The sequence below is a fragment of the Streptomyces sp. NPDC079020 genome, assembly GCF_044542225.1.
GTDB lineage: Bacteria > Actinomycetota > Actinomycetes > Streptomycetales > Streptomycetaceae > Streptomyces.
The window spans coordinates 138060-162281 of sequence record NZ_JBITUB010000009.1 but is presented as its reverse complement, the minus strand read 5'-3'; the positions used below and the strand labels follow the sequence as shown (position 1 = coordinate 162281).

Genomic DNA, 24222 nt, shown 5'->3' with positions numbered 1-24222 from the left:
GGCCGCCCCGCCGCGGGGGGGGGCCTCGACTGGGCCGGCCTGGGATTCTCGGGGGGGGGGGCGGGGGGGGTCTCGTTCGGCCCCTCCCCGCCCCCCCCCCGCCGGCCTGTGCGGCCTTGAGCCGGACTGCAAGTTACCCGCGAGTGTGTAGTGACTTACTACGCGTTCGACAGTAGAACCTGTTTCACTCTGTCGAGAGTGAGGGATGTCACATGAGTGACGCTACCATGCAGGATGCAAGATCCAAAGGTGTTTCACGTCGAAGGTTCCTTGCAGGAACAGGTTCTCTTCTTGGGGCCGTGACCCTGGCGGGCCACTCGGCCTCGGCCAGGGCGGAGGCCGGACCGGCGACCGCCGGGATCGATCCCGGCGCCCATGTCCCGGCCCTGGTGATCGGCACCGGATACGGCGGCTGCGTCGCCGCACTGCGACTCGCCGAGGCGGGCGTGGACGTCCATATGATCGAGATGGGGATGGCCTGGGACACCCCCGGGCCGGACGGCCGGATCTTCGCCAACACGACCAGCCCGGACCGCCGCTCCTACTGGCTGCGGACCAAGACCAAACAGCCGCTCAGCAACTTCCTGGGCTTCCCGATCGACCGGAACATCCCGCGCTACACCGGGATCCTGGACGCCGAGGAGTTCGGCGGCATCACGGTCTACCAGGGCCGCGGCGTCGGCGGCGGCTCGCTGGTCAACGGGGGAATGGCCGTCACCCCCCGGCGCGAGAACTTCGGCGCCATCCTCCCCACGGTCGACGCCGGCGAGATGTACGGCACCTACTACCCGCGCGCCAACGCCGGGCTCGGGGTCGGCACCATCGACCCGGCGTGGTTCGAATCCGCCGACTGCTACCAGTACGCCAGGGTCGGCCGCAAGCACGCCGAGCGCTCCGGCTTCCCGTTCCTCTTCGTGCCCGCCGTGTACGACTGGGACTACATGGAGCGGGAGGCGGCGGGCACCGTCCCGAGGTCCGCGCTGGACGGCGAGATCCTCTACGGCAACAACTACGGCAAGAAGTCGCTGCAGAAGACCTACCTGGAACGGATCGGAGCCACCGGCAAGGTCTCCATCTCACCGCTGCACAAGGTCACCTCGGTCGCCCCCGCGGCCTCCGGCGGCTACACGGTCGTCATCGACCAGCTCAACACCGCGGGAGACACCACGGCCACCAAGTCCGTGACCGCGGACCGGGTGTTCTTCGCCGCGGGCAGCGTCGGCACCAGCAAGCTGCTCGTCATGCTCAGGACCACCGGCGCCCTGCCCCGCCTGAACGGCGAGGTCGGCAAGGGGTGGGGCGACAACGGCAACGTCATGTGCGGCCGGGCCAACCACATGTGGGACCCGACCGGCAAGCTCCAGGCGTCCATTCCCACGGGCGGCATCGACAACTGGGCCGCGGGCGGAGCGTTCGCCGAGGTCGCCCCGCTGCCCACCGGGATCGAGACGTACGCCTCGTTCTATCTGTCCATCACCAAGAACCCCAACCGCGCCGAGTTCGCCTGGAACGCTGCGACGGGCAAGGTCGACCTGAACTGGCAGACCGCCTGGAAGCAGCCCTCCATCGACGCCGCCAGGACCATCTTCGACAGGATCAACAGGAAGGAGGGCACGATCTACCGGACCGACCTCTTCGGCACCTACAAGATCTGGGGCGACCACCTCACCTACCACCCGCTCGGCGGCGCCGTACTGGACAAGGCCACCGACAACTACGGCCGCCTGCACGGCTACCAGGGCCTGTACGTCATCGACGGAGCCCTGATCCCCGGAAACACCAGCGTCAACCCCTTCGTCACCATCACCGCGCTGGCCGAACGGAACATCGAAGAGATCATCGCCACCGACCTGTGAGTCAGTGACCGGGCAGCACGCACACCGTGTCGAGGCCCAGGACGTGGTTGAGCCGGCCGAACACCAGCCAGGAGCCGATGCTCATCGTCAGCTCCACGATCTCCAGCTGGCTGTAGGCCGCGCTCATCCGCGTCCAGAACTCCTCGTCGAGCCCATGGTGGTCCAGGGAGTACCGCTCGGCGTACTCCGCGGCCAGCCGGGTCCGGACGTCGAACGCGTCCGTCGTGCGCCATTCGTTCACCGCGTCGGCGAACGTGTCCTCGACCGTCTCCCCGTCCCGCTCGGTGCGCCAGTCCAGACAGAACGCGCACCCGTTGATCTGGGCGATCCGCAGCCGCGCGGCTTCGAACTCGCGCAGTCCCAGGGTCGTGTGGTCGTACACCGACATCGAGAAGCCCGCGGCGGCGATGCCGATCCCGGGGACCATCTCCCCCCACACATACGCGATCGCGTCCTTGCCTTCGGGAATGTCGATGTTCATCGCTGTCTCCTTCCGAGCTTGCCGGCTGCGGGCCGCAGCGGGACGTCGAGTGCGTCGTACAGTCCGGGTTCCGCGTCCACGAGCCAGTCGATGGCGCCCACGAGCCGGCCCGCCGCGGTGGCGTTCCCGCCCGCCGACCGGTTCTCGCCCTCGTCGGTCGCCTCGATCGTGACCTCGATGCGCGGGCGCCCCTCGATGACCACCCGGTGCGCGCCGTCCCCGTCGGGAGGCGCCGGCCAGTGCGGTGCGCAGGAGGGGTGGATACGTGTGACATGTTCGATGACGATGCGGGGCTCACCGCCGACGATGCCCTGCACCTCGAAGCGCACCGCGCCCTGGGTGCCCGCTCCGAACTCGCCCATCGTCCTGGTGGTCACCGAGGTCTCCAGCGGACAGCGGTCCACCGTCTCGCGGATCCCGTCGAGTTCGACGCCCAGCGCCCTGGCCATCAGCCGTATCTGTCCGCCCCACACCATGGTCGGGACCGTCGGGGCGAGCATCAGCGGCTCATGGTCCATCGGCAGGCCCATGCCGACCAGGTTGCGGACCGAGTCCTCCTGGTCGTACGTGGAGTAGTCGAAGATCTCCTGACAGCGGATCACCTCCACGGTGGAGCCGAGGCCGCTGATCAGCAGCGGCAGCACGTCGTTGCCCCAGCCCGGGTCCACACCGGAGACGAACAGCGAGCCGCCGCCCTCCGCGATGGCCGCCAGCACCGGTTCCCGCAGCTCCGGCGGGGCGTTCAGCTGGTCGTACAGCGCGTACAGCGAGGGGGTGACGACCACGGCCCCCGCCCGGATCGCCCGGCAGATGTCGGCGAGCGCCCCGTCGGGCCGGATGTCGCCGGAGCCCGCGTACACCACCGCCTGCGGACGGCCGGCCAGCACACCCCCGACATCATCGGTCGCGGCGACCCCCAGAGCGCGGTCGAGCCCGCCCAGCCCGCCCGCGTCCAGGCCCACCTTGCCGGGGCTGTTGACGAGTACGGCGGTGAGCGCGAGCCCCGGATGCGCCGCCACGGCGCGGATCGCCGCGCGGCCGACGTTTCCCGTTCCCCAGACAACCGTGGAAATCATGCGCGGAGGGTAGCGGGAGGACCTCGCACTTCATAGAGCCGCGACGGGAAATCGCGAGGCGGTGCCGCCACCCCGGCACAGGGGCGCGGGTTCACACGATGGCGGTGCCCCGCACCAGGAGCAGGGACAGGTCCACCGCCGCCACGGCCACCGTCCCCGTGAAGGCGGCCTTGCGCCAGAACCGCCCCAGCGCGAGCCCGGCGACAGCGGTCGGGAGCACCAGGGCGAGCGCGGCCGTGCCCCACCGGTCCGGCGGCCCCGCGGGCCCGAGGACCAGTACCGCCGTCGCCGCCGCCAGGGGGACCGGCAGCAGCAGCCGGGTGCCCGTGGCACCCAGCCGGTGCGGCAGACCGCGGATTCCGGCCTTCCGGTCCTCCTCGATGTCCGGGAGCGTGTCGCCCAGATGGGCCGCGGTCCCCAGCAGCGCACCGGCCGTCACCGCCCACCACGCCGGCCAGGGCCGGCCCGGCAGGCTCAGGGCGACCACGGCGGGCAGCGCACCGAATCCGGCGGCGTACGGAAGCCAGGACAGCACCGTCGCCTTGAGCCGCAGGTTGTACAGCCACGCCGCGGCGACCGCCGCCAGATGCACCGAGCCGGCCGCCGGACCGCAGGCCAGCGACAGCGGTACGCACAGGGCGAGGGCCGCGAACGCGGCGGCCCACACCTCGCCCCGGCGCACCGTTCCGGCGGCCACGGGCTTCCCCCGGCGTCCCGCGGCGGCGTCCCGCCGGGCGTCGTGGGCGTCGTTGCACCAGCCGACCGAGAGCTGGCCGGCCAGGACGGCCGCGACGGCCGGCAGACAGCGCGCGCCGCCGAGACCGGAACCGATGGCCAGGGCGGCAGTCAGCGCGGTGACCGCGAGGACCGGTCCGGGATGACTGGCCAGGGCCAGCGCCAGGGCCGGCCCCGCGACGCGGCGCGGCCGCGCGGCAGCCGGAGCGGTCGCCACCGCCGTCGTCGGTCCGTCCGGGGTGTCCATCGGGTGAGCGTACGTACCCGGGTCGGCCCAACACGACAGCCGCACGGGTTGTTTGCGCCGATTCATCCCTTCATGCGGGCAGGATGGGGTCATGACGCCGCCGAAGCAGGAGTCGGGATGAGCCGCATCACCGCTGTCCACGGAGCTCTGCCACCGCACCGCCACACCCAGCGCGAGATCACCGACATGGTGGCCCGCACCTGCCTGCCGCCGGGTGCGGGGCGCCGCGTACTGGACCGGCTCCACGAGAACGCGCAGGTCCGCAACCGCCACATGGTGCTGCCGCTGGACGGCTATCGCGCACTGGACGGCTTCGGCGCCGCGAACGACGTGTACATCGGCGCGGCCGTCCGCCTCGGTGCCGAGGCGGTACGCGGCGCGCTGCGCACGGCGTGCCTGCGGCCCACCGATGTGGACCTGCTGATGTTCACCTCCGTCACCGGGGTGGCCGCCCCCTCGGTCGACGCCCGGCTCGTGGGACGTCTCGGGCTGCGGCCCGATGTGAAGCGGCTGCCGGTCTTCGGCCTGGGCTGTGTCGCCGGGGCCGCCGGTGTGGCACGGCTGCACGACTACCTCCTGGGCCACCCGGACCAGGTCGCGGTACTCCTCTCGGTCGAGCTCTGTTCCCTCACCTTCCAGCGCGACGACATCACCCCCGCCAACCTGGTGGCGACCGCGCTGTTCGGTGACGGGGCGGCCGCCGCGGTCGTCGTCGGCGGCCGGCGGGCCGCGTCCGGCGGCCCCGAGGTGGTCGCCACCCGGAGCCGGATGTACCCGGGCACCGAACACGTCATGGGCTGGGACATCGGCGACAGCGGCTTCAGGGTGGTCCTCGATCCGGCCGTCCCCGACCTCGTCCGCCGCTATCTCGCCGAGGACGTGACCGAGTTCCTGTCGGAACACGGCCTCAAACCGAAGGACATCGCCCACTGGGTGTGCCACCCCGGCGGCCCCAAGGTCATGCGGGCCGTCACCGAGGCACTGGCACTGCCCGAGTCGGCGCTCGACGTCACCCGGCGTTCCCTGGCCGACGTCGGCAACCTGTCCTCGTCCTCCGTCCTGCACGTCCTGCGGGACACGCTGGAGCAGCGGCGGCCCGAACCGGGAACGCCCGGACTGCTCATGGCCATGGGACCCGGATTCTGCTGCGAACTGGTGCTGCTGCGCTGGTAGGACGGAGGACCCGTGATCTGGTACACCGCGCTGGTGCTGGCCGTGGCGGGCGAACGCCTCGCCGAACTCGCCGTCGCACTGCGCCACACCCGCTGGAGCCTGGCCCGGGGCGGCACCGAAGCCGGCCGGGGGCACTACCCCGCGATGGTCGCCCTGCACACCGCGCTGCTGGCCGGCGCTCTGGCCGAAGCCGGCCTGGCCCAGAGGCCGTTCCTGCCCTGGCCCGGCTGGACCGCGGTGGCCGTGGTGCTCGCCGCGCAGGGCCTGCGCTGGTGGTGCGTCGGCACGCTCGGGCACCAGTGGAACACCCGGGTCATCGTGGTCCCGGGCCTGCCCCTGGTGACCGGCGGACCCTACCGGTGGCTGCGCCACCCCAACTACGTCGCCGTCGCCGCCGAAGGGCTGGCCCTGCCCCTGGTCCACGGCGCCTGGGTGACCGCCACCGTGTTCACCGTCCTCAACGGCGCGCTGATGGCCGTGCGGATCCGGTGCGAGGAAGGGGCGCTGGCCCGTATGACGGCGGCGGGCGTGCGGGCGTGATCGACCTCCTGGTGGCGGGCGGCGGACCCGCCGGACTGGCCGCGGCGATCACGGCCGCCCGCGCGGGGATGGACACCGTGGTCGTCGAACCCCGCGCCGCCCCCATCGACAAGGCCTGCGGCGAGGGCATCATGCCGGGCGGGGTGGCCGCGCTGCGGGCCCTGGGAGTAAGCCCCCGCGGCCGCGACCTGCACGGAATCGGATATCTGGACGACGGACGCAGCGTCCGGGCGGCATTCCGCGACGGCCCGGGACTGGGCGTACGGCGCACCGAACTGCACGCCGCACTGCACCGGAGGGCCGTCGAACTCGGTGTACGCGTCGTGCCGGGCAGGGCCGGGGACGTCCGCCAGGACGACGACGGCGTCAGCCTCGGCACGACGGGACTCCGCGCACGCTGGCTCGTCGCCGCCGACGGCCTGCACTCCCCGCTGCGCCGGGAACTCGGCCTGGACCGTCCCGGCAGAGGACCCCGGCGCTACGGGCTGCGCCGCCACTACCGGATCGCGCCGTGGAGCGACTTCGTCGAAGTCCACTGGTCCCGGCACGCCGAGGCCTATGTGACACCCGTGGGGGACCGGCTCGTGGGCGTCGCCGTGCTCAGTGCCGACCGCCGGACCTACGCACAGCACCTGGACGCCTTTCCCGCGCTCGCCGGTGTGCTCGACGGCCGGGACGCAGGCCCCGTACGCGGCGCCGGACCCCTGAGGCAGGGCGCGCGGAGCCGGCGGGCCGGACGTGTCCTGCTGGTCGGCGACGCCGCGGGGTATGTCGACGCGCTGACGGGCGAGGGCGTCGCGCTGGCCGTCGCGACGGCCGGCGCGGCCGTCGGATGCCTGGCCGCCGGTCGTCCGCAGGACTACCCGCGGCACTGGGCCCGGCTGACGAGACGCCACCGGCTGCTCACCGAGGGGCTGCTGAGGGCGGCCCGGTGCCCCTCCGGGAGCCGTCTGATCGTCGCGGCGGCGCACCGCGCGCCGGATGTGTTCGCGGCGGTGGTGCACGCTCTGCGATGAGCCGCCGTCACAGGTTCGGCGGCCGCAGGCGCAGCTGGAGCATGGCCTCGAACCGGGCCTCCGGATCGCCGAGATCGATGCCCGCCACCACCGCCAGCCGCTTGAGCCGGTACCGGAAGGTGTTGGGGTGGACATGGACGGCCGCCGCCGCGGCGATCACATCGCCGAACGTGCTCAGCCAGGCCTCCAGGGTGTCGGTGAGGGCGGTGTGGTGCGCGGCGTCGTACGCGCGCAGCCGGACCACGGGACCGTCGGGAAGGTCGTCCTCGGCGGCCATCAGATCCGTCAGTTCCTCCAGCAGCGAGGCGGCGTAGACGTCCGACAGCCGGGCCGTGCGGCGCGCCGGGCGTCCGGAGCCGAGCACCCGCAGCGCCCGGTCCGCGTCCGCACGCGAACGCCGCAGTTCGGCCGGGCGCGCGGCGAGCCTGCCGACACCGATGACAGCCGGAACACGGCCGCCGACACGGCCCAGGAAGGCCTCGGCGACCCGCAGCGCCTGCTCGTCCGAACTCGTGGGCAGGACCGCGTAGGTGACACCCCCCAGCGAGGCCACGGCCGTACGGGGATGGATCGCCGACAGATGCAGAGCCAGGGCCTCGGTGACCCGCTGGCCCGCCGCCACCCGGTCGGGCGCCGGCTCCTCACCGGTCACCGCCAGTGCCAGTACGCAGGCGGGCTGCACCGCGAGGCCCAGCCGGACGGCCGCCTGCGGCGCGTGCGCACCGCCCTCCAGGACCGTGGCGAGCAGATCCGCGCGCAGCCGGCGCTCGACGTCCTCGCCCGTCCGGTGCCGCAGCAGATGCAGGGCGGCCACCTTCGCGGCCTCGTGCAGGGACTGCGTACGGTCCTCGCTCAGCGGGCCGTCGACCACGACCCAGATCGAACCGAGGATCTCCCCGCCCGCCCGGACGGCGATCGCGACCCGGGGCCGGGGCGAGATGCCCTCCACGAAGACGGGGCCCTCATTGCCGTACAGGGCGTGGAAGGCACCGTTGGCCTCCAGGGCGCGCAGCTTCTCCGCCGGAACCTGCCGGTCCAGCACGGTCGCGATCCTGGCGTCGTCGCCCTCGTCCTGCCGGCTGGAGAACGCCAGCACCCGCCCGCCCCGGTCCTCCACGGTGACCGGGCCGTCCAGCAGCCCGGCCGTCGCGTTGGCCAGCGCGAACAGATCACCGGCCAGCGGCTCGGCGCCGTCGGCCTCGTCGGGACCGCCCACGGTGCCCAGCTCGTCGACCGCCAGCAGCGACCGCAGCAGCGCCGCCACCTGGGCCCAGGACGCGCCGGGGGTCAGCCCCAGCACGGTCAGGCCGGTACGCGCCGCCGCCCGTGACACCGGCCCCTCCACCGGGACGGGGGAGCGGACCACCACGCACGCCGCGCCGAGACCGGCGGCCCGCTCGATCAGCGCGGCGACATGCTCGGAGCCGTACACCCCGACCCCGAGCACCACCGCGCCGGGCAGCCGCGCCGGCTCGTCCAGCGGATCCTGGATCAGCACCCCGGTGACGGCGCGGGACGGGTCGGCCTCGCCCGCCACCACCTCGATCAGCGTCGATCCGAGATCATCGAGAATCCGGCCGAGCACGGCCCGCGGCTGCTCCGTCATCGTCACAAGCTAATGGACCGGAACTCGTCCACGGCGAGTCGTGCCACCTCACCGATCACCCGGTCCGCCCGGGGGTTGCGCAGATCGGGGGTGCCGGAGAGCGTGAAGACGGCCACCGCCCACCGCCCGCCGCCCGGCTCCTCGATCACACCGGCCTCATTGCGCCAGCCCGGCAGCGTCCCGGTCTTCCCGGCCAGACGGTAGCTGTCGTCGAACGTGGAGCCCAGCCGGTGCGGCCAGATCTGCTGGGCCATCACGGACCGCACCTCGGCACAGGCCTCCGCGGAGCCGGCCTCGTCGCGCCAGATACGGGCGAGGAGTTCGGCGGATTCGCGTGCCGTGGAACGGGTGGTGCGTTCGGGAACGCACACCGAGAGCTCCAGAACCCTCCCCGGGTCCGACGCGGCCAGCGCCGCCGTCCTCGCGTGCGCCTCGGCCTCGTTGGACACGCCGAGCTCCGCGAAGAGCGAGCCGAGCAGCTCCCGGCAGCCGCCGGTCAGATGGGTGCGTCCCAGACCGAGGCCGGCGAGCAGCTCATTGACCGTGTCCAGTCCCACCCGGGCCAGCACCACGTCGGTGGCCGCGTTGTCACTCATCGTCAGCATCATGTGGACGAGGTCGCGCAGACTCATCGAGACCGGGTCGGCGCAGCCGGACGTACCGATTCCGCCGTCGCGGTATCGCATGTCCACCTCATGGCGCTCGGTCCGGTCCAGCCGCCCGGCGGCGGCCTCACGGGCATAGGCGAGCGCCACCGGGATCTTGAAGACCGAGGCCAGGACGACCGGTTCGTCCGCCGCGACGCCGATCGTGCGTTCCCCGTCGATCTCGCGGGCGAAGAAGAACCCCCGGACCCCGGCGTCGTCGAACGCCGCCCTGATGCGGGACTCGACGGTGTCCTGCCGCGGCCCCGGGACTTCCGGGCGGGTCGTGTTCATCGGCTGATCCATTCCGTCGATTCGGTCACAGCGGCCAGCAGCGCGGGGACGGGGGCGAGCCCGAGCCCCGGCCCCCGCGGCACATCGAGATGGCCGTCCCGGAGCACGAAGGGCTCGGTGATGTCCGTGCGGTAGTAGCGGTCGGAGGCGGAGGTGTCCCCGGGGAGCGTGAAGCCCGGCAGCGCGGCGAGCGCGACATTGGCGGCCCGGCCGAGACCGGTCTCCAGCATCCCCCCGCACCACACCGGGACGCCGTGCGCGGCGCACACGTCATGGATCCGCCGCGCCTCCAGATAGCCGCCGACCCGCCCCGGCTTGATGTTGACGACCGAGCAGGCACCCATCGCGATCGCGTCGGCCGCCGACCGCGCGGAGACGATGGACTCGTCCAGACAGATCGGCGTACGCACCCGCCGTGCCAGCTCCGCGTGCCCCCGGATGTCCTCCTCGTCCAGCGGCTGCTCGATCAGCAGCAGACCGTACGGGTCGAGCCGGGCGAGCTGACCGGCGTCCGCCAGGGTGTACGCGGTGTTGGCGTCCACCTGGAGCGCCACGTCGTCGCCGAAGCGCTCCCGCACCGCGCGCACGGGCTCCACGTCCCAGCCGGGCTGGATCTTCAGCTTGATCCGCCGGTACCCCTCGGCCAGATAGCCGTCGACCGCGTCGAGGAGAGCGGGGACCGAGTCCATGATGCCGACCGATACCCCGGCCGGCACCCGGTCGGCCGTCGCTCCCAGCCACTGGCCCATCGACAGTTCATGGGCGCGCAGCCAGGCGTCGAGCACGGCCGTCTCCAGCGCGGCCTTGGCCATCCGGTGGCCCTTGAAGGCGGCGAGCGCCGGGGCGACCGCCCACGGATCGAGCTCCGGGAGCGCGGCGAGCGCGGGCACCAGATGGGCGCGCAGGACGTCCACGGCCGCGTCGGTGTACTCCGAGGAGTACAGCGGATCGGCCATGGTGACGCACTCGCCGTACCCCTCGTGGTGCTCCGTCTCGACCCTGACCAGCAGGATCTCCCGGCTGGTCAGGGTGGCGAACGAGGTCCGGAACGGTGCCACCAGGGGCATCGCGATCCGGCGCAGTTCCACACCGACGAGCTTCATTCCCGCGTCTCCTGTCGCTTGTCGATCACATACCAGCCGTCCCGGGTGAATCCGGTGACGGCGTGTCCCTGCTCCATCAGCCCGCCGAGGACCTCGCGCAGCGCGTACCGCCACTCGCGGGCCACGTCCGGGTCCGTACGGCGCAGCTTCTCCATCTGCGCCGGGACGTGGACGAGCACGGTGTCCCCGTCCCGGCGCCCGACGGCGGGACGGCCGTCGGGCTTGGCGTCGAGGCCGACCACGGTCCGCGCACCCGGGCTGTCGGCCGTGACGACGTGAGGGGTGCCCGCGGCGGCCCGGACGGCGGCCTCACCGGTCAGCTCCCAGCGGACCAGCAGCCGGTCCGTCTCGGTGCCGGCGTTCACCGCGTCGCGCATGGTGCCGTAGAAATCGGTCAGATACTCGCTCGGCACCGCGCCCAGTTTCGCCAGGTTGAAGTAGGCGTTCCGGCTGATCAGCGGGTCGAACGTCCAGGTCACCGTCGTGATGTCACGCTCCAGCGCCCAGGCCCGCTGGTGCAGCTTGACCGTGTAGCCGATGTTGCGGCCCCGGGCATCCCCGTCCACCCCCGCGATATGCGAGTGCAGCCCGGTGCTGGCCAGGAACCCCAGACAGACACCGGCCATCCGGCCGTCCAGGTGGACCGCGACGACATAGCTGCCGCAGTGGGCGAACACCCGCATCAGCTCGGGGGTGATCAGCGGGTTGCCGGGTTCGGGCTGCCAGACCCGGTCCAGCAGCCGGCACGCCGCCAGGATCTCCTCCGGCTCGTGCAGCTCCCTCACGCTCACCCCCGCCCCGTGCGCCGCCCGCTCCGCGGCCGCCCCGGCCTCGGCCACGACGTGCGTGCTGTTCACGGCTCCACCCGGTCCGTCCCGGCCAGCGGATCCCGGACGAGCGAGTCCACCAGTGCTGCCACCAGTGCGGCGCGGCGGGGGAGTTCGGCGACGGTCACATGCTCGTCGTCGGCGTGCGCCCCGCCGCCCACCGCCCCCAGCCCGTCCAGCGTGGGCGTACCCACCCCGGCCGTCAGATTGCCGTCGGAGCCGCCGCCGACCGCGACGCCGCGCAGCGTTCCGAAGCCGAGTTCCGCGTAGTGGCCCCGGGCCCGCTCGAACAGCTCCGCCGAAGCGCCCGCCGCCAGCGGCGGCCGGTTCGGACCGCCCGAGAGCCGCAGCGAGGCACCGTCGAGCACCGGCGCGAGCTGCCGTATGCCGCGGTCCACCCGGGCCTGTTCACCGGCCGACCCCACGCGTACGTCGACCACCAGCCGGGCCGCGTCGGGCACGGTGTTGCGGGTGGTGCCGGAGGAGGCCAGGGTCGGGGTCACCGTCGTACCGGCCGCCGGGTCGGCGAGCGCCGACAGCGCGAGCACCTGGTGTGCCAGCTCGGTCGTCGTGTTGACGCCCCGCTCGGGTTCGAGACCGGCGTGCGCCGCGCGTCCGGCGATCCGCAGTTCGTAGCCGGACACGCCCTTGCGCACCGTCTTCAACGCCCCGCCCTCGCTCGCCTCCAGGACCAGCGCCGCCCGCGTCCGACGGGCCTCGGCCTCGATCAGGGCGCGCGAGCCGGGGGAGCCGATCTCCTCGTCGCCGGTGAGCAGCACCGACACGCCGTCCAGATCGTCGAGCACCGACAGGGCGTGGAAGAGCTGCACCACCCCGGCCTTCATGTCGAAGCAGCCGGGCCCCGTCAGCCGGCCCCCGGCCACCTCGAAGGGGTGCCGGGCCAGCGAGCCCACCGGCCAGACCGTGTCGAAGTGGCCGAGCAGCAGCACCCGGTCACCGGAGCCGAAGCGCCAGCGCAGGGTGGCCGGTCCCGAGCCGTCGAGCCACTCGGGAGCCGCCCCGGTCAGCCGGGTGCCGAGCCCGGCGACGAGCCCGGCACAGGCGACGACGGCGGCCGGGTCCTCGCTGGGCGACTCGCAGCGGACCAGCTCCTCGACCCCGGCCAGCAGGTCCGGCAGCCGTTCCGCCATCGCGGAGGCGAACGCGGCCACGTCAGCCGACCTTCGGGGTCGCGCGGGCGCCGTGGTGCAGATAGGCCGTGCCGTCGGCGATCGTGTAGAAGACGACCGGGAGCCACGGGGTGAACCCCGGCCGCCGCAGCACGAAGAGACCCGGCTCGACCGGGTGCAGCGTGAACTCCTGCTCGGTGCTCGAAGCCAGTGCCGCCAGCGGCCCGGTGACCGTGTCGAGCATCACCAGGGTGCCGTCCCGCTCCACGATCTCCCTCCGGGAGGAGAGCCGCTCGTACACCCCGACGTACTTGGCCGGGTCCACCGCCACCGGCTCCTTCGCGGGCTCCGGTGTGGTGCGCATCGTCGCCCCGGCCAGCTCCCGGACCAGCTCGGAGAACACCGACAGGTACAGGCCCGCGGTGTCGCCGCCGTTGGTGAGCAGGCAGATCGCGAGGTCGGACTCCGGCAGCACCCGCAGGAACGCGCTCTGCCCGATGGTCCCGCCGTCGTGTCCGTACACCCGCTGCCCGTCCCAGGTGTCCAGCAGCCAGCCCAGTCCCCAGGCACGGCCGAGCATGTGCGGGTCGGGAACCTCGACCTGCGGGGTCTGCATCGCGGTGGCGCCCCCGGCCGAGAGGATTTTGGTGCCGTCGTCGGTGACACCGCCGTTCATGTGCATCCGGGCGAAGGCGAGAACCTCGCGCGGCGTCGAGCAGATCAGCCCGGCCGGTCCGGCCGAACGCATCAGCCCCCACTGCGGGGTGGGCGCCGGGGGCTCGCCCGGGTGCCCGGTGGCGGCGCGGAAGCGCAGCACCTCCTCCGGCAGGGTGGCCGTACGGGTCAGACCGAGCGGCCGGTACAGACGCTCCCTCATCAGCTCGTCCCACTGGACGCCCGTGACATGCTCCAGCACCCGGCCGAGCAGGCTGAAGCCCGCGTTGCAGTACGACATGGTGGCGCCCAGCGGGTGGTTGGCCGCGACGTCCGCCAGCAGCGCGGTGAACTTCTCCAGGCAGTCGTCGCCGCGGCCGGTGTCGGCGAAGAAGTCGCCGTCGATGCCGCTGGTGTGGGTCACCAGATGCCGGAGCGTCACCCCTTGGGTCAGCTCCTCGTTGACGAGCCGGAGTTCGGGGAGCACGGAGACGATGGGGGCGTCCAGTTCGAGTACGCCCTCGTCGACCAGGGCCATGGCCACCGTGGTGGTCCACACCTTGGAGATCGAACCGATCTGGAAGAGGGTGTCGGGTGTCGCCGTGATCCCGGCTTCGACGTTCGCCATACCGGTGGCGGTCTCGATGATCACCTCGCCGCGGTGCAGCACGGCGAGGTTCGCACCGGGCACCCGGTGACGGGCGGCCAGCTCGCCGAGGCGGGCGCTCCAGTGGGCGGTCAGCTCGGCGGACAGGCCGGCGGGCGGGGTGGCGGTGTCGGTCATGTTCGGCTCCGAATTCGTGGTCATGGTCGTCTCCAGCTCCGGTGGGTTCAGCGGTCGGTGTGGGCGGTGACCCAGTCGACGAGGCGACGGGAGTAGTCCTCGCGGTGCGAGGGCCGCCCGTTGAGGGGGGAAGAGGTGCGAGCTGCCCGGGTACAGCACCGGCTGGGTGGTCACGCCCCGGGTGTGCAGCGCGTGGAACCACTGCTCGGCCTGGCCGGCCGGGCAGGCGTCGTCCGCGCCGCCGTGCAGGATCAGCGTCGGTGCCCGTACCCGTCGGCATGGCTGATCGGCGACAGCGCCGGCAGCCGGTCCGGGTCGCCGATCTCCTGGGTGGCGATCAGCCGGCCCTCCGCGGACGTCCCGGCCATGGTCGTCAGGTCGACGACCACACCGCCCGCCACGACGGTGGCGAACAGGCCGCTGCGGGCGGAGAGCCAGCAGCTCGGATAGCCGCCGTAGCTGTATCCGGTGAGCGCGATACGGGCCGGGTCGACGAGCCCCTCGCCGATGAGCGTCGCGACGGGTTCGAGCGTCACGGGCGCAGAAGACGATGGTGTCGCCGTGGAACTGCGGCAGCGCCCCCGGGTAACCGGGGCCCCCGGGCAGGACGTTGCGGCCCGGGGCGGCGCTGAGCGAGACCGGGGCGGATCCGTCCAGCGGCTGGCGCGGCAGCTCCAGATGGCCGACGCCCGTGGCGGTCCGGCCGACGACGAGCAGCGCGCTCCCGTCGGGGTACCAGCTCACCGCCCCCGCGATCCCGGTGGCCGGGCCGATCCGGCGGGGCTCGGGCGAACCGGACGCGACCGCGACGACATGCGCGGCCGATGCCCCGGTGAGATCCCCGTCGGGACCGGACCCCGCCGGATAGGCGAGCCGGGTGCCGTCGGGCGACCAGGCGGGCTGTCCGGCGTGCGTGTTCCCCCCGCTGAGCCGCCGGACCTCGCCGGACTCCACGTCCACCACGAACACCTGCGTCCGGACCTGGCCCAGCGGCCCCGCCCCGTCCTCCTTCCAGCCGAGGCCGTCGATGACGACCGGAGCGGTGTCCTCGCGGCGGGCGGACGGTCCCGAGAACGCGATTCGGGTGCCGTCCGGGCTCCACACGGGGATTCCGGCCCCCGCCGGACACCGGACCGCTGTGGTCAGCGGTACCGGCTCGCCCCCGTCGGCGGGCAGCAGATGCAGCTGGCCTGCGCGCAGGAACGCGAGCCGGGTGCCGTCGGGGGACCAGCGCGGCGCGGCGTCAGCCGGGCCCCGGGTGAGCCGGCGGGCCGGACCTCCGGCCGCGCGGACCTCCCGGATCGAGCTGTGCGCACGGTCGTTCCCGGCGTCCTGGGTGGTCAGCGTGTACGCGACACGCTCACCGTCGGGGGACGGGGAAGGGTCGCCCGGGATCTCGAACCGGTACAGGTCCGCGATCGTCAGCGCTCGGGTCATGACGCCTCCGGAGCAGTCGTGAGAGTGGGCACGCAGGAGATCAGGGTCCGGGTCGTCGGGTGCTCGGGCCGCTCCAGCACCCGGGCGGTGGGGCCGCACTCGACCAGCCGCCCGCCGTCCATCACGGCGACCTGGTCGGACAGATAGCGGACGACGGCGAGGTTGTGGGAGATGAACAGCATCGAGAAGCCCAGCTCCCGCTGGAGCCGGCGCAGCAGGTTCAGGACGGTGCCCTGGACGGAGACATCCAGCGCCGAGGTGATCTCGTCGGCGATCAGCACCGAGGGCCGGGCGGCCAGGGCCCTGGCCAGAGCGACCCGTTGGCGCTGACCGCCCGAGAGCGCGTCCGGCGTCAGCGAGGCCCGCCCGGGGTCGATACCGACGAGCTCCAGACAGCGTGCCACCTCCGCTTCCCCGGCGGCGCGCCGCTCACGTGCCGTCGTGCCACCGGACCGTGCCCCGCCGGCATCCGCCCGGCGGCCCGCCGCCCGGCCGGGCAGTGCCTCGGCGACGGCGGCGCCGATGGTCATGCGCGGGTCGAGCGAGGCGTACGGGTTCTGGAACACCAGCTGCACCGGGCTGCGACCGCGCCGCGCGCCGATCTCCTGCTCCGCCACCCGGACTCGGCCCGCGGCCGTCGGGGCCAGCCCGACGACAGCCTTCCCGAGAGTCGACTTGCCCGAACCCGACCCGCCCACCAGCCCGGTCACCGTTCCGTCCGGCACCACCAGGCTGACATCGTCCACCGCGGTGAACCGCCCGTAGCGGACCGTGATCCCGCTCAGTTCCAGTGAGCTCATGACGCCGTCTCCGCTCCGCGTGAGGTGATCTCGACGGGCACGGCGCCCGCCGGCGCGCCCACCGGGTACCAGCAGGCCACCTCGTGGCCCGCTCCGAAGCCGGCCAGCGGGGGCGCGTCCTCGTGACAGCGTTCCCGGGCCCGTTCGCACCGGGGCGCGAAGGAGCATCCCCCGCCCGTCCCGCCCGGCTCCGGCGGGCGGCCCGGGATGGTCGCCAGCTCCGTGCCGGGATCCGTGGACATGGTGGGGACCGCGCCCACCAGCGCCCGGGTGTAGGGGTGCGCCGCGCCGCCGGCCAGTTCCGTGACCGGGAGGCTCTCGACGATCAGCCCCCCGTACATCACCAGCACCCGTTCGCAGACCTGGGCCACGACGGCGAGGTCGTGGGAGATCAGCAGCAGCGCCGCGCCGGAGTCCGCGCGCACCTCGGCCAGCAGATCGAGCACCTGCCGCTGCACCGCCACATCGAGCGCGGTGGTCGGCTCGTCGGCGATGATCAGCTTCGGATCCCCCATCAGCCCCATCGCGATGACGGCCCGTTGCCGCATTCCGCCGGAGAACTCGTGCGGCCGCTGCCCGGCCCGGCGCTCCGGCGAGGGGATGCGGACGGCGCCGAGCCGGTCGACGGCGCGCTGCGACGCCTGCCTCCGGGACTGCCCGAGATGGACCTCGGCCACCTCGGCGAGCTGACGGCCCACCCGCAGGGCCGGGTTGAGCGAGGCCATCGGGTCCTGGAAGACCATGGCCAGCGCGGTGCCGAGCCGGGGGTCCGCCCGCAGGTCGTTGCCGTCGAAGCGGAGGGTGCCGGTGACACGTCCCGGATGGGGGACGAGGTCCGCCAGGGCCAGTGCGGTGAGGCTCTTGCCGGAACCGGACTCGCCGACCAGGCCGACGGCCTCGCCCGCGCCGACGCTCAGCGAGACGCCGCGTACGGCCTGCCGCCCGCCGGGAAAGGTCACCCGCAGATCGTGCGCCCGTAGCACCGCCGTGTCCTCGCCCCCGGACCCCCTGTCCGGCGAAGCCTCCACCGGGGGCTGCGGCGGCGCGGTCTCCCGCGCCCGCGGTGCCCTTCGGCCACCCGCCTGGGCGAGCACCTCACCGGCCAGCCCGAACATCAGACCTGTCAGGACCACGGCCGCCCCCGGCGCCAGCGCCGCCACCGGGTTCACATAGACCCGGCTCAGCTGCTCGTTGAGCAGCCGCCCCCAGTCGTACTCCGGCGGCTGTACCCCGAGCCCCAGGAAGGAGAGCCCCGAGAAGGCGACCAGGATGCCCCCCGCCGCCTGGGCGGCGAACAGCACCGACGGTTCCGCGATGTTGGGCAGCAGATGACGTACCACCAGCCGGAACCGGCCCACGCCGAGGATCCGCGCCGCCGAGACATAGTCCGAGCCCGCGACCGAGGCGGTCAGGTTCTGCACCAGCCGTGCCATCGGCGGGACCATGGCGAGTCCCACCGCGAACACCGCTCCGGTGCTTCCCACCCCGAAGACCGTGGCCAGGAAGAGCAGGAACAGCAGTCCGGGGAAGGCGACCAGCACGCCCACCACGGCCGTGATCAGCCGGCCGAGGCGCCGGCCGAGCACCGAGGGCGTGACACCGAGCAGCAGCCCGCCGCCGACCCCGATCGCGGTGGCCAGCAGGGTGAGCCGCAGGGTCAGCCGGGTCGCCACCACGACCCGGGCGGCGATGTCGCGGCCCAGCTGGTCGGTGCCGAACAGATGTGCGGCGCTGCTGCCCTCGTTGATCGCGTCCGTGTCCACCCGGGCGGCCTGCTCGCCGAGCAGGACCGGGCCGAACACGGCGACCAGCGCCACCACCAGGCAGGCGGTGAGAGCGGTGATCCCGATCGGCGTCCTGAGCGTGCGCCCCAGCCGGTACCGCAGCGAGGCGTCATGGTCCTGATGAGACATCGTCAGCTCCCGCGAACGGTGGACCGGGGGTCGGCGACGGCCACGGCCACGTCGACGGCGAAGGTGATCAGCAGCGCGGCCGCCCCGTAGACCAGCACCACGCCCTGGACCAGCGGATAGTCCTTCTCGGTGATGGCCTGCACGATCGTGGTGCCGAGGCCGGGCCAGGCGAAGACGTTCTCGATGAGTACGGTGCCGGCGAGCAGCGAGCTGAACAGCAGACCGCTCAGGGTGAGCGAGGAGGTCAGCAGATTGGGCAGCGCGTGCCGCAGATAGCGCAGCCGGGACGGCAGCCGTTTCGCCTGAGCGGTACGCATGTAGTCCTCGCCGAGCACCCGCAGCGTCTCCACCCGGACGATCCTCGACAGGGTCGCCGCCGGGACGAGGGCCAGGGCCAGCACCGGCAGTACGTAGGAGGACAGCCCGCTCTGCGAGGCGACCGGGAAGACCGGCCAGGTCACGGCGAACGCCGCCACCAGGCCGACCGCCAGCAGGAACTCGGGCACCGCGCCCAGGAACCCGGTGACGCCGGTGAAGGCGAGTTCACCGCGCCGCCTCCGGCCGTCCTTGGTCAGCACGGCCGCTGTCATCCCGACCGGGATCGCGAGCAGCAGGATCAGCGCGAACGCGGGGACGGCGATCTGCAGAGTCGCCGGCAGACGGCTGGAGATGACTTCGGAGACGGGCAGCTGGGAGGCGATCGAGTCCCCCAGCCGGCCCTGGAAGAGCTGACCGAGGAAATCGCCGTACTGGCTCGTCAGCGGCCGGTCCAGGCCGAGCGCCTGCCTGCGGGCCTCGACCAGCGCGGGGTCCGCGGTGGGGCCGAGCGACGCCCGCACCGGGTCGCCGGGGATCAGATGGATCATCGCGAAGGCGGCCGTGACCAGCGCGGCCAGGGACACCACGAGCCGCCGGGTACGGCGCAGGGCGAAGCCGACCCAGGGACTGCGGGGGGTGGGGACCAGGTCCCGCGGGGAACCGGGGGAGCGCAGGCGGCGCGCGGAGCGCGTGGGAAGCGTGGTCATCAGCTTCCACTCCGGCGCAGCGTGCTGGGGATGATGCCACTGCCGTTGACCTGGAAGGTGACGCCCTTGCCGTACAGCCGGTTCTCCTTGCTGACGATCGGCACGATGTCGACCCGTTCGACCAGAGCGGCTTCGGCCGCCTTCCACAGGCCGCAGCCCGAGGTGCCGGGCCTGGCCGAGGCCTGCGCGGCGAGCCGGCGGTAGTCGGGGTTGGCGATGGCGCCGAAGTTGTTGCCCGCCGGCGGCGGCGGTCCGTCGTAGAACTGGACCAGCTGGTCCGGGAGGGTCACCCCGATGGGAGCCCAGGCGACGTCCCAGTCGCCGGCCACCAGCGCACCGGCGATACCCGCTCCGCCCACGGGCCGGGCCGAGGCCTTCACGCCGAAGGCGTCCCACTTCTGGACGGCGAGTTCGATCGCCGAGGCCACCTGCGGACCCTGGTTGACGGCGTAGGCGAGCTTGACGGTGAGGGGCTTGCCGTCCTTCTTCCAGGCGCCGTCGCTCCTGACCCAGCCCGCCGCCTTCAGGTCCTCGGCGGCCCGGCCGGGGTCGTGGCGGGGGATGTTCCCGGTCACCGGGTCGCCGGTGCAGGGGGTGGGGGTTATCTCCCCGATGGCGGTGGGGGGTTCGCCCTCGCCGCCCGTGGAGACGTTCCTGAGCTCCCGCAGGTCCAGTGCGGAGATCAGCGCCCTGCGCACCGCGACGTCGGCGGTCGCCAGTCCGGCCTTCTCGTTGAACATGAACTGCCCGAACAGCGCCTCGATGCTCCGGCTCTTCACCCTGGCCGCGTTCAGCCGCTGCTGGTCGGCGCCGTTGATCTGGATCGCGTTGATCTGTCCGGCCATCAGGAGGTTGGCCGCGGTCGACTCGTTGGTGACGACCTTGAACACCACCGTGCGGGGCATGTCCGCACCGGTGGCGCCGCCGGGGCCCCAGGAGTAACCGTCCCGCCGGGCGTACGTGTAGTGGTCGCCCGGCACCGCCTCGGTCAGCCGGTAGGGGCCGCTCGCCCCGGTGGCCTTGGCCAGCGAGTCCGGTGCCGCCAGGCTCTCCTCGCAGACCAGCGGCAGCATCCGGGCCATGTGCGCGAGGAACGGCGCGGGCTTCTTCGTGGTGACCGTGACCGTGCGCGACGCCTCGTCGGCCTCGGCCGCCGCGGTGACGGGCACGGAGATACCGAGCATCGGCGACCGGTTCCGAGGGTCGGCGATGTGGTTGTACTCGGCGGCCACATCGGTCGCCGTGAGCGCCGAACCGTCCTCGCACGTCACCCCGGAGCGGATGGTGAACCGTGCCGAAGTGGGCGTGAGAGACCACTTCTCGGCCACACCGGGCACCAGCGAACCGTCGGCCGCGAAGTGCACCAGCGTGTCGTACGCGAAGGTGTTCATGGACAGCGCGGTGCTGGCCAGCGCCATGGTGGGACTGAGACTGCCCGGATCGGCGGCGATGCCCAGCACCACCGTCGACGCCCCGCCGCCCGCCGCGCCTCCGCCGCACGCGGCCGCGGTGGCGACCAATCCCAGCGCCGCGGCGACGGCGGTGGCGGACCGCACCCGTCGCGTGGGTGTACGTCGCGTCTCCGTGCCTGGGGTGCTGCGCATGGTCACCTCCGAAGAAGCGGCAGGCCGCCGCCGAGTGAGGGGAAGATTAGGCAGTGATGCCGCCGCCCCGATGTGTCGCGGCGTACGAAAAACAGCCCCGCCGTTGGTGCGCCGCACCGAAGACGGCCGCCCCCGGTGCCGGAAGGTGCTGCCGGACCCGGTGCGGCCATCGGACCGGGGATGGCCGGATCCCGTCCACGCCCTGTTTCCCTCCCGCGCTCCGTACTGGAGGCTGTGGTGACCGGGGCCGGGTGCCCGGCCGGCAGAACGGAGCGCGGGATGACCGACGTACGGGGAGACGGCGCGGGCGAGCCCGCGCAGCACACGATGACGCCGTTCGACGACATCTACGACCAGGCCGATCCCCGTGCCTTCTTCCGTGAGCTGGGGGCGTTCGGCTACCGGACACCGCACCACGCCCAGGCCGTCTTCCGCCGTCTCGCCGGGCTCCGGCTCCGGAAAACGGGTGACGCGGTGCTGGACCTGTGCTGCTCGTACGGCATCAACGCGGCGCTGCTCAACCACGACCTGACCCTCGACGAACTGAACGCCCACTACACCTCGCCGCGGGTGGTGGCCATGACCACGCGGGAACTGGTCGAGCACGACACGGCCTTCTTCCGCGCCCGCCGCAGGCGGGACGCCGTCCCGGTGATCGGCCTCGACATCGCCCCGCGCGCCATCGCCTACGCACGGGCGGTCGGCCTGCTCGACGACGGGTTCGCCGAGAACCTGGAGACCACCCCGCCGTCCGCCGCACTGCTGGACACGGCACGGAGCATCCGCCTCATCACCATCACGGGCGGCGCCAGCTTCCTGTCCCGGGCGACCTTCCAGCCGCTCCTGGACAACGCCGCGACGCCCCCGTGGGTCGCCGCCTTCGTGCTGCGTACCGGTTCCTACGCGCCCATCGCCGAGCACCTGGCCCGCCACGGCCTGACCACGGAGATGTACACGGGGCGGACCTTCGTCCAACGCCGCTTCACCGGTGCGCCGGAGCAGCGGTACGCCGTCGACGCGGTGCGGGCCCTCGGGCAGGACCCGGACGGCAGGGAGTCGGCGGGCCACTTCCACACCGCCCTGCATCTCGCACGTCCCGCGGCCGCCGCGGGCGCTCCACCGCTGGGAGATCTGGTCACCGGGTGATCGATTCGCGGGGGGGTGATGCCCCGGCCTAGGGTCGATGTAGTGAACGCGACCGTTCACGGCTGACCGACGACGCGAGCAACCCATGACGGGCTCCCACACGAAAGCCGCGCAGTCTGCCGATTCCCCGGAGCGGGGCCGCGGCAGCGCGATGGCGCTGTTCGTCATCGCCTCCTGTCAGCTGATGGTGGTTCTCGACATCACCATCGTGAACATCGCCCTCCCGCACATCCAGACATCACTGGGGTTCTCGACCGAGAGCCTGTCCTGGGTGATCAACGCCTACACCCTGACCTTCGGCGGTCTGCTGCTGCTCGGCGGGCGGCTGGGCGACATCCTCGGCCGCCGCAGGGTGTTCATGTCCGGCATCCTGCTCTTCGTCCTCGCCTCCCTCCTCGGCGGTCTCTCGCAGGAGTCCTGGCAACTGCTCGCGGCCCGCTCGCTGCAGGGCGTCGGCGGTGCCATCGCCTCCCCGACCGCCCTCGCGCTCATCACCACGACGTTCCGGGAGGGCCCCGAGCGCAACAGGGCGTTCGGGGTGTTCGCGGCCGTGTCGGCGGGCGGCAGCGCGATCGGGCTGCTCATGGGCGGCGTGCTGGTGGAGTGGCTCGACTGGCGCTGGGTCCTGTTCGTCAATGTGCCCATCGGCCTGCTGATCGCACTCGCCACGCCCCGTTACATCCGGGAGTCCGAACGCCACCCCGGCCACTTCGACATCGTCGGCGCGCTCACCTCCACCCTGGGCATGGCGTTCCTCGTCTACGGCTTCATCCGTGCCTCCGAGGACGGCTGGAGCGACCGGGTGACCCTGGTGTCCTTCGCCGCGGCCGTCGTACTCCTGGCCACCTTCATCACCATCGAACAGCGCTCGCAGCAGCCGATCACCCCGCTGTGGCTGTTCCGGGACCGCAACCGCGCCGGTGCCTACGGGATGATGCTGAGCCTGGCCGCCGCGATGTTCGGGATGTTCTTCTTCCTGACCCTGTTCGTGCAGAACATCCTGGACTTCAGCCCACTGCGCGCCGGCCTCGCCTTCCTTCCCGTGAGCGCGATCATCGCCGTGGGCGCGGGGATCGCGTCGCAGCTGCTGCCCCGGTGGGGACCCAAGCCCTTCATGGTGACGGGCGCGATCCTGGCCGCGCTGGGCCTGGGCTGGCTGACGATGACCGATGTCAACAGCTCGTACCTGGGGAGCATCCTCGGCCCCGTGCTGGTCTTCGGCTTCGGCATGGGCATGCAGTTCGTGTCGCTGACACTGATGGCGGTGTCGGGTGTGGAACCCCATGAGTCGGGCGCGGCCTCCGGGGTCCTCAACGCCACTCAGCAGGTGGGCGGGTCGCTCGGGCTGTCCATCCTGGTCACGGTCTTCGGTACGGCCAGCCGCAACGAGGCGACCGACCAGATTCCCCGGTTCCTGGCGGAGTCCACCCCGGCCCAGAAACTGGAGTTCCGCCGGACCGGTCAGCTGCCGGCTCCCTGGGGCGACCAGGTCCTGGCCTCGGGCGTCTCCACCGCCTTCGTCGTCGCGGCCATATTCGCCGTGGCCGCGGCCCTGGTGGCCCTGGTGGTCATCCAGGTGCGCCCCTCCGACCTGAAACGGCTCCAGGGCGCCGATGTCTCACCGGCGGCGCTGTCCGGGGACACGGCGACGGGCCCGGCGGCCCGCGGCGCACCGCCCAGCCACGGGGGTGCGGGCCCGGGTGCGGGCACGGGTACGGACGGGGGTGCTCCGCCGGACCGCTGACGGGCGCGCAGGCAGTGGCTCGAAATCGCCGTTCGGCAAGGCTGTCCGGAACGGCTGTCCGGAGGCGGTCCGCCCCGGGCGATCCGGACGCCACGACCACCCCGGACGCTGTGCGGCGCATGGCCGGGCCGGTGGAGCGGCGCACGGCCGCGGACCCCGCCGAAACGGGCGCCGGCCGCCGTCCGCGCACGCCGGACGGACGGCAGGACGTGGCAAATTGGCGTTGCTCTCTGGTGAGCGCCCCTCTCGCCGTGTAGCGTCATCCGCAGATGTCGTGGTTCGCAGCACCTGCCCGCGCCTGGCGCGGGCGTTTTGCTGTGCAGTGCCTGAGGACCAGGGCGATCACCTCCGGATCCGCGCGGTGCGGATCCGATATCGACTGAGAGG

20 protein-coding genes and 1 pseudogene are annotated in these 24222 nt (G+C 72.8%); 6 read left to right on the top strand and 15 right to left on the bottom strand.

From position 1 onward, the window contains the following. The first annotated feature begins 227 nt into the window (after positions 1 to 227). Positions 228 to 1856, top strand: a complete 1629-nt coding sequence (locus tag ACIGJO_RS20570) for a GMC oxidoreductase (protein ID WP_399959973.1) — start codon at positions 228 to 230, stop codon at positions 1854 to 1856. Between the two features lies 1 nt (position 1857). On the opposite strand, the gene ACIGJO_RS20565 is transcribed toward ACIGJO_RS20570, so the two are convergent. The 3 genes from ACIGJO_RS20565 to ACIGJO_RS20555 form a co-directional block, all read right to left on the bottom strand. Further along, a complete protein-coding gene (locus ACIGJO_RS20565; protein ID WP_399959971.1) occupies positions 1858 to 2337 on the bottom strand; it encodes a carboxymuconolactone decarboxylase family protein in 480 nt (159 codons plus the stop codon). Further along, positions 2334 to 3413: a dihydrodipicolinate reductase gene (locus ACIGJO_RS20560; RefSeq protein ID WP_399959969.1), complete on the bottom strand. Its 1080-nt coding sequence runs from the start codon at positions 3411 to 3413 to the stop codon at positions 2334 to 2336. The genes ACIGJO_RS20565 and ACIGJO_RS20560 overlap by 4 nt, the downstream gene beginning before the upstream one ends. Before the next feature lie 91 nt (positions 3414 to 3504). Next, a complete protein-coding gene (locus ACIGJO_RS20555) occupies positions 3505 to 4395 on the bottom strand; it encodes a UbiA family prenyltransferase (protein ID WP_399959967.1) in 891 nt (296 codons plus the stop codon). A 72-nt stretch (positions 4396 to 4467) separates the two neighbouring features. Between ACIGJO_RS20555 and ACIGJO_RS20550 the strand changes: the two genes are divergently transcribed. From ACIGJO_RS20550 to ACIGJO_RS20540, 3 genes are read left to right on the top strand one after another with little or no spacing between them, the layout of a single operon-like run. Continuing rightward, entirely contained in the window at positions 4468 to 5568 is a 1101-nt protein-coding gene (locus ACIGJO_RS20550) for a type III polyketide synthase (RefSeq protein ID WP_399959965.1), read from the top strand. 12 nt (positions 5569 to 5580) lie between these two features. Next, complete coding sequence (locus tag ACIGJO_RS20545) at positions 5581 to 6108, top strand: isoprenylcysteine carboxyl methyltransferase family protein (protein ID WP_399959963.1); 528 nt, start codon at positions 5581 to 5583, stop codon at positions 6106 to 6108. Continuing rightward, complete coding sequence (locus tag ACIGJO_RS20540; protein WP_399959961.1) at positions 6105 to 7124, top strand: NAD(P)/FAD-dependent oxidoreductase; 1020 nt, start codon at positions 6105 to 6107, stop codon at positions 7122 to 7124. Before ACIGJO_RS20545 ends, ACIGJO_RS20540 begins: the two co-directional genes overlap by 4 nt. A gap of 7 nt (positions 7125 to 7131) precedes the next feature. Here the strand turns inward: ACIGJO_RS20540 and ACIGJO_RS20535 are convergent, their stop codons facing one another. The 12 genes and pseudogenes from ACIGJO_RS20535 to ACIGJO_RS20480 form a co-directional block, all read right to left on the bottom strand. After that, positions 7132 to 8730 carry a PucR family transcriptional regulator gene (locus ACIGJO_RS20535; protein ID WP_399959958.1) on the bottom strand — a complete coding sequence of 533 codons (1599 nt, stop codon included), beginning with the start codon at positions 8728 to 8730 and terminating at the stop codon, positions 7132 to 7134. Positions 8731 to 8732: 2 nt separating this feature from the next. After that, positions 8733 to 9668 carry a serine hydrolase gene (locus ACIGJO_RS20530; RefSeq protein WP_399959956.1) on the bottom strand — a complete coding sequence of 312 codons (936 nt, stop codon included), beginning with the start codon at positions 9666 to 9668 and terminating at the stop codon, positions 8733 to 8735. Further along, positions 9665 to 10771 (bottom strand): o-succinylbenzoate synthase, encoded by a 1107-nt coding sequence (gene menC / locus ACIGJO_RS20525; protein WP_399959954.1) that lies wholly within the window; start codon positions 10769 to 10771, stop codon positions 9665 to 9667. Before menC ends, ACIGJO_RS20530 begins: the two co-directional genes overlap by 4 nt. Next, positions 10768 to 11628 (bottom strand): GNAT family N-acetyltransferase, encoded by an 861-nt coding sequence (locus tag ACIGJO_RS20520; RefSeq protein WP_399959952.1) that lies wholly within the window; start codon positions 11626 to 11628, stop codon positions 10768 to 10770. Before ACIGJO_RS20520 ends, menC begins: the two co-directional genes overlap by 4 nt. Next, positions 11625 to 12770 (bottom strand): M20 family metallopeptidase, encoded by a 1146-nt coding sequence (locus ACIGJO_RS20515; RefSeq protein WP_399959950.1) that lies wholly within the window; start codon positions 12768 to 12770, stop codon positions 11625 to 11627. Before ACIGJO_RS20515 ends, ACIGJO_RS20520 begins: the two co-directional genes overlap by 4 nt. A gap of 1 nt (position 12771) precedes the next feature. Then, the gene (locus tag ACIGJO_RS20510; protein WP_399960263.1) at positions 12772 to 14190 is read right to left on the bottom strand and encodes a serine hydrolase domain-containing protein; all 1419 of its coding nucleotides are present in this window, start codon (positions 14188 to 14190) and stop codon (positions 12772 to 12774) included. Positions 14191 to 14352: 162 nt separating this feature from the next. Continuing rightward, a pseudogene (locus tag ACIGJO_RS20505) lies at positions 14353 to 14415 on the bottom strand (hypothetical protein); the annotation flags it as partial. 2 nt (positions 14416 to 14417) lie between these two features. Further along, entirely contained in the window at positions 14418 to 14702 is a 285-nt protein-coding gene (locus ACIGJO_RS20500; protein ID WP_399960261.1) for an alpha/beta hydrolase family protein, read from the bottom strand. Positions 14703 to 15599: 897 nt separating this feature from the next. Beyond that, positions 15600 to 16403, bottom strand: a complete 804-nt coding sequence (locus tag ACIGJO_RS20495; RefSeq protein WP_399959948.1) for an ABC transporter ATP-binding protein — start codon at positions 16401 to 16403, stop codon at positions 15600 to 15602. Continuing rightward, positions 16400 to 18316, bottom strand: coding sequence for a dipeptide/oligopeptide/nickel ABC transporter permease/ATP-binding protein (locus ACIGJO_RS20490; RefSeq protein WP_399959946.1), 1917 nt, complete (start codon positions 18314 to 18316; stop codon positions 16400 to 16402). Before ACIGJO_RS20490 ends, ACIGJO_RS20495 begins: the two co-directional genes overlap by 4 nt. Before the next feature lie 2 nt (positions 18317 to 18318). After that, positions 18319 to 19341 carry an ABC transporter permease gene (locus ACIGJO_RS20485; RefSeq protein ID WP_399959944.1) on the bottom strand — a complete coding sequence of 341 codons (1023 nt, stop codon included), beginning with the start codon at positions 19339 to 19341 and terminating at the stop codon, positions 18319 to 18321. Next, positions 19341 to 20945: an ABC transporter substrate-binding protein gene (locus tag ACIGJO_RS20480; RefSeq protein ID WP_399959942.1), complete on the bottom strand. Its 1605-nt coding sequence runs from the start codon at positions 20943 to 20945 to the stop codon at positions 19341 to 19343. The genes ACIGJO_RS20485 and ACIGJO_RS20480 overlap by 1 nt, the downstream gene beginning before the upstream one ends. A 279-nt stretch (positions 20946 to 21224) precedes the next feature. On the opposite strand from ACIGJO_RS20480, the gene ACIGJO_RS20475 reads away from it, so the two are divergent. Together ACIGJO_RS20475 and ACIGJO_RS20470 are read left to right on the top strand one after the other, a co-directional pair. Beyond that, positions 21225 to 22091: a hypothetical protein gene (locus ACIGJO_RS20475; protein WP_399959940.1), complete on the top strand. Its 867-nt coding sequence runs from the start codon at positions 21225 to 21227 to the stop codon at positions 22089 to 22091. Between the two features lie 85 nt (positions 22092 to 22176). Further along, complete coding sequence (locus tag ACIGJO_RS20470) at positions 22177 to 23835, top strand: MFS transporter (protein ID WP_399959937.1); 1659 nt, start codon at positions 22177 to 22179, stop codon at positions 23833 to 23835. Positions 23836 to 24222 lie beyond the last annotated feature (387 nt).

Bases quoted from the DNA above. Each gene is read 5' to 3' on its own strand.
- ACIGJO_RS20570 (WP_399959973.1), top strand. From the start codon at position 228: ATGCAGGATGCAAGATCCAAAGGTGTTTCACGTCGAAGGTTCCTTGCA.
- ACIGJO_RS20565 (WP_399959971.1), bottom strand. From the start codon at position 2,337: ATGAACATCGACATTCCCGAAGGCAAGGACGCGATCGCGTATGTGTGG.
- ACIGJO_RS20560 (WP_399959969.1), bottom strand. From the start codon at position 3,413: ATGATTTCCACGGTTGTCTGGGGAACGGGAAACGTCGGCCGCGCGGCG.
- ACIGJO_RS20555 (WP_399959967.1), bottom strand. From the start codon at position 4,395: ATGGACACCCCGGACGGACCGACGACGGCGGTGGCGACCGCTCCGGCT.
- ACIGJO_RS20550 (WP_399959965.1), top strand. From the start codon at position 4,468: ATGCGGGCAGGATGGGGTCATGACGCCGCCGAAGCAGGAGTCGGGATG.
- ACIGJO_RS20535 (WP_399959958.1), bottom strand. From the start codon at position 8,730: ATGACGGAGCAGCCGCGGGCCGTGCTCGGCCGGATTCTCGATGATCTC.
- ACIGJO_RS20530 (WP_399959956.1), bottom strand. From the start codon at position 9,668: ATGAACACGACCCGCCCGGAAGTCCCGGGGCCGCGGCAGGACACCGTC.
- menC (WP_399959954.1), bottom strand. From the start codon at position 10,771: ATGAAGCTCGTCGGTGTGGAACTGCGCCGGATCGCGATGCCCCTGGTG.
- ACIGJO_RS20510 (WP_399960263.1), bottom strand. From the start codon at position 14,190: ATGACCACGAATTCGGAGCCGAACATGACCGACACCGCCACCCCGCCC.
- ACIGJO_RS20495 (WP_399959948.1), bottom strand. From the start codon at position 16,403: ATGAGCTCACTGGAACTGAGCGGGATCACGGTCCGCTACGGGCGGTTC.
- ACIGJO_RS20490 (WP_399959946.1), bottom strand. From the start codon at position 18,316: ATGTCTCATCAGGACCATGACGCCTCGCTGCGGTACCGGCTGGGGCGC.
- ACIGJO_RS20485 (WP_399959944.1), bottom strand. From the start codon at position 19,341: ATGACCACGCTTCCCACGCGCTCCGCGCGCCGCCTGCGCTCCCCCGGT.
- ACIGJO_RS20480 (WP_399959942.1), bottom strand. From the start codon at position 20,945: ATGCGCAGCACCCCAGGCACGGAGACGCGACGTACACCCACGCGACGG.
- ACIGJO_RS20475 (WP_399959940.1), top strand. From the start codon at position 21,225: ATGACCGACGTACGGGGAGACGGCGCGGGCGAGCCCGCGCAGCACACG.
- ACIGJO_RS20470 (WP_399959937.1), top strand. From the start codon at position 22,177: ATGACGGGCTCCCACACGAAAGCCGCGCAGTCTGCCGATTCCCCGGAG.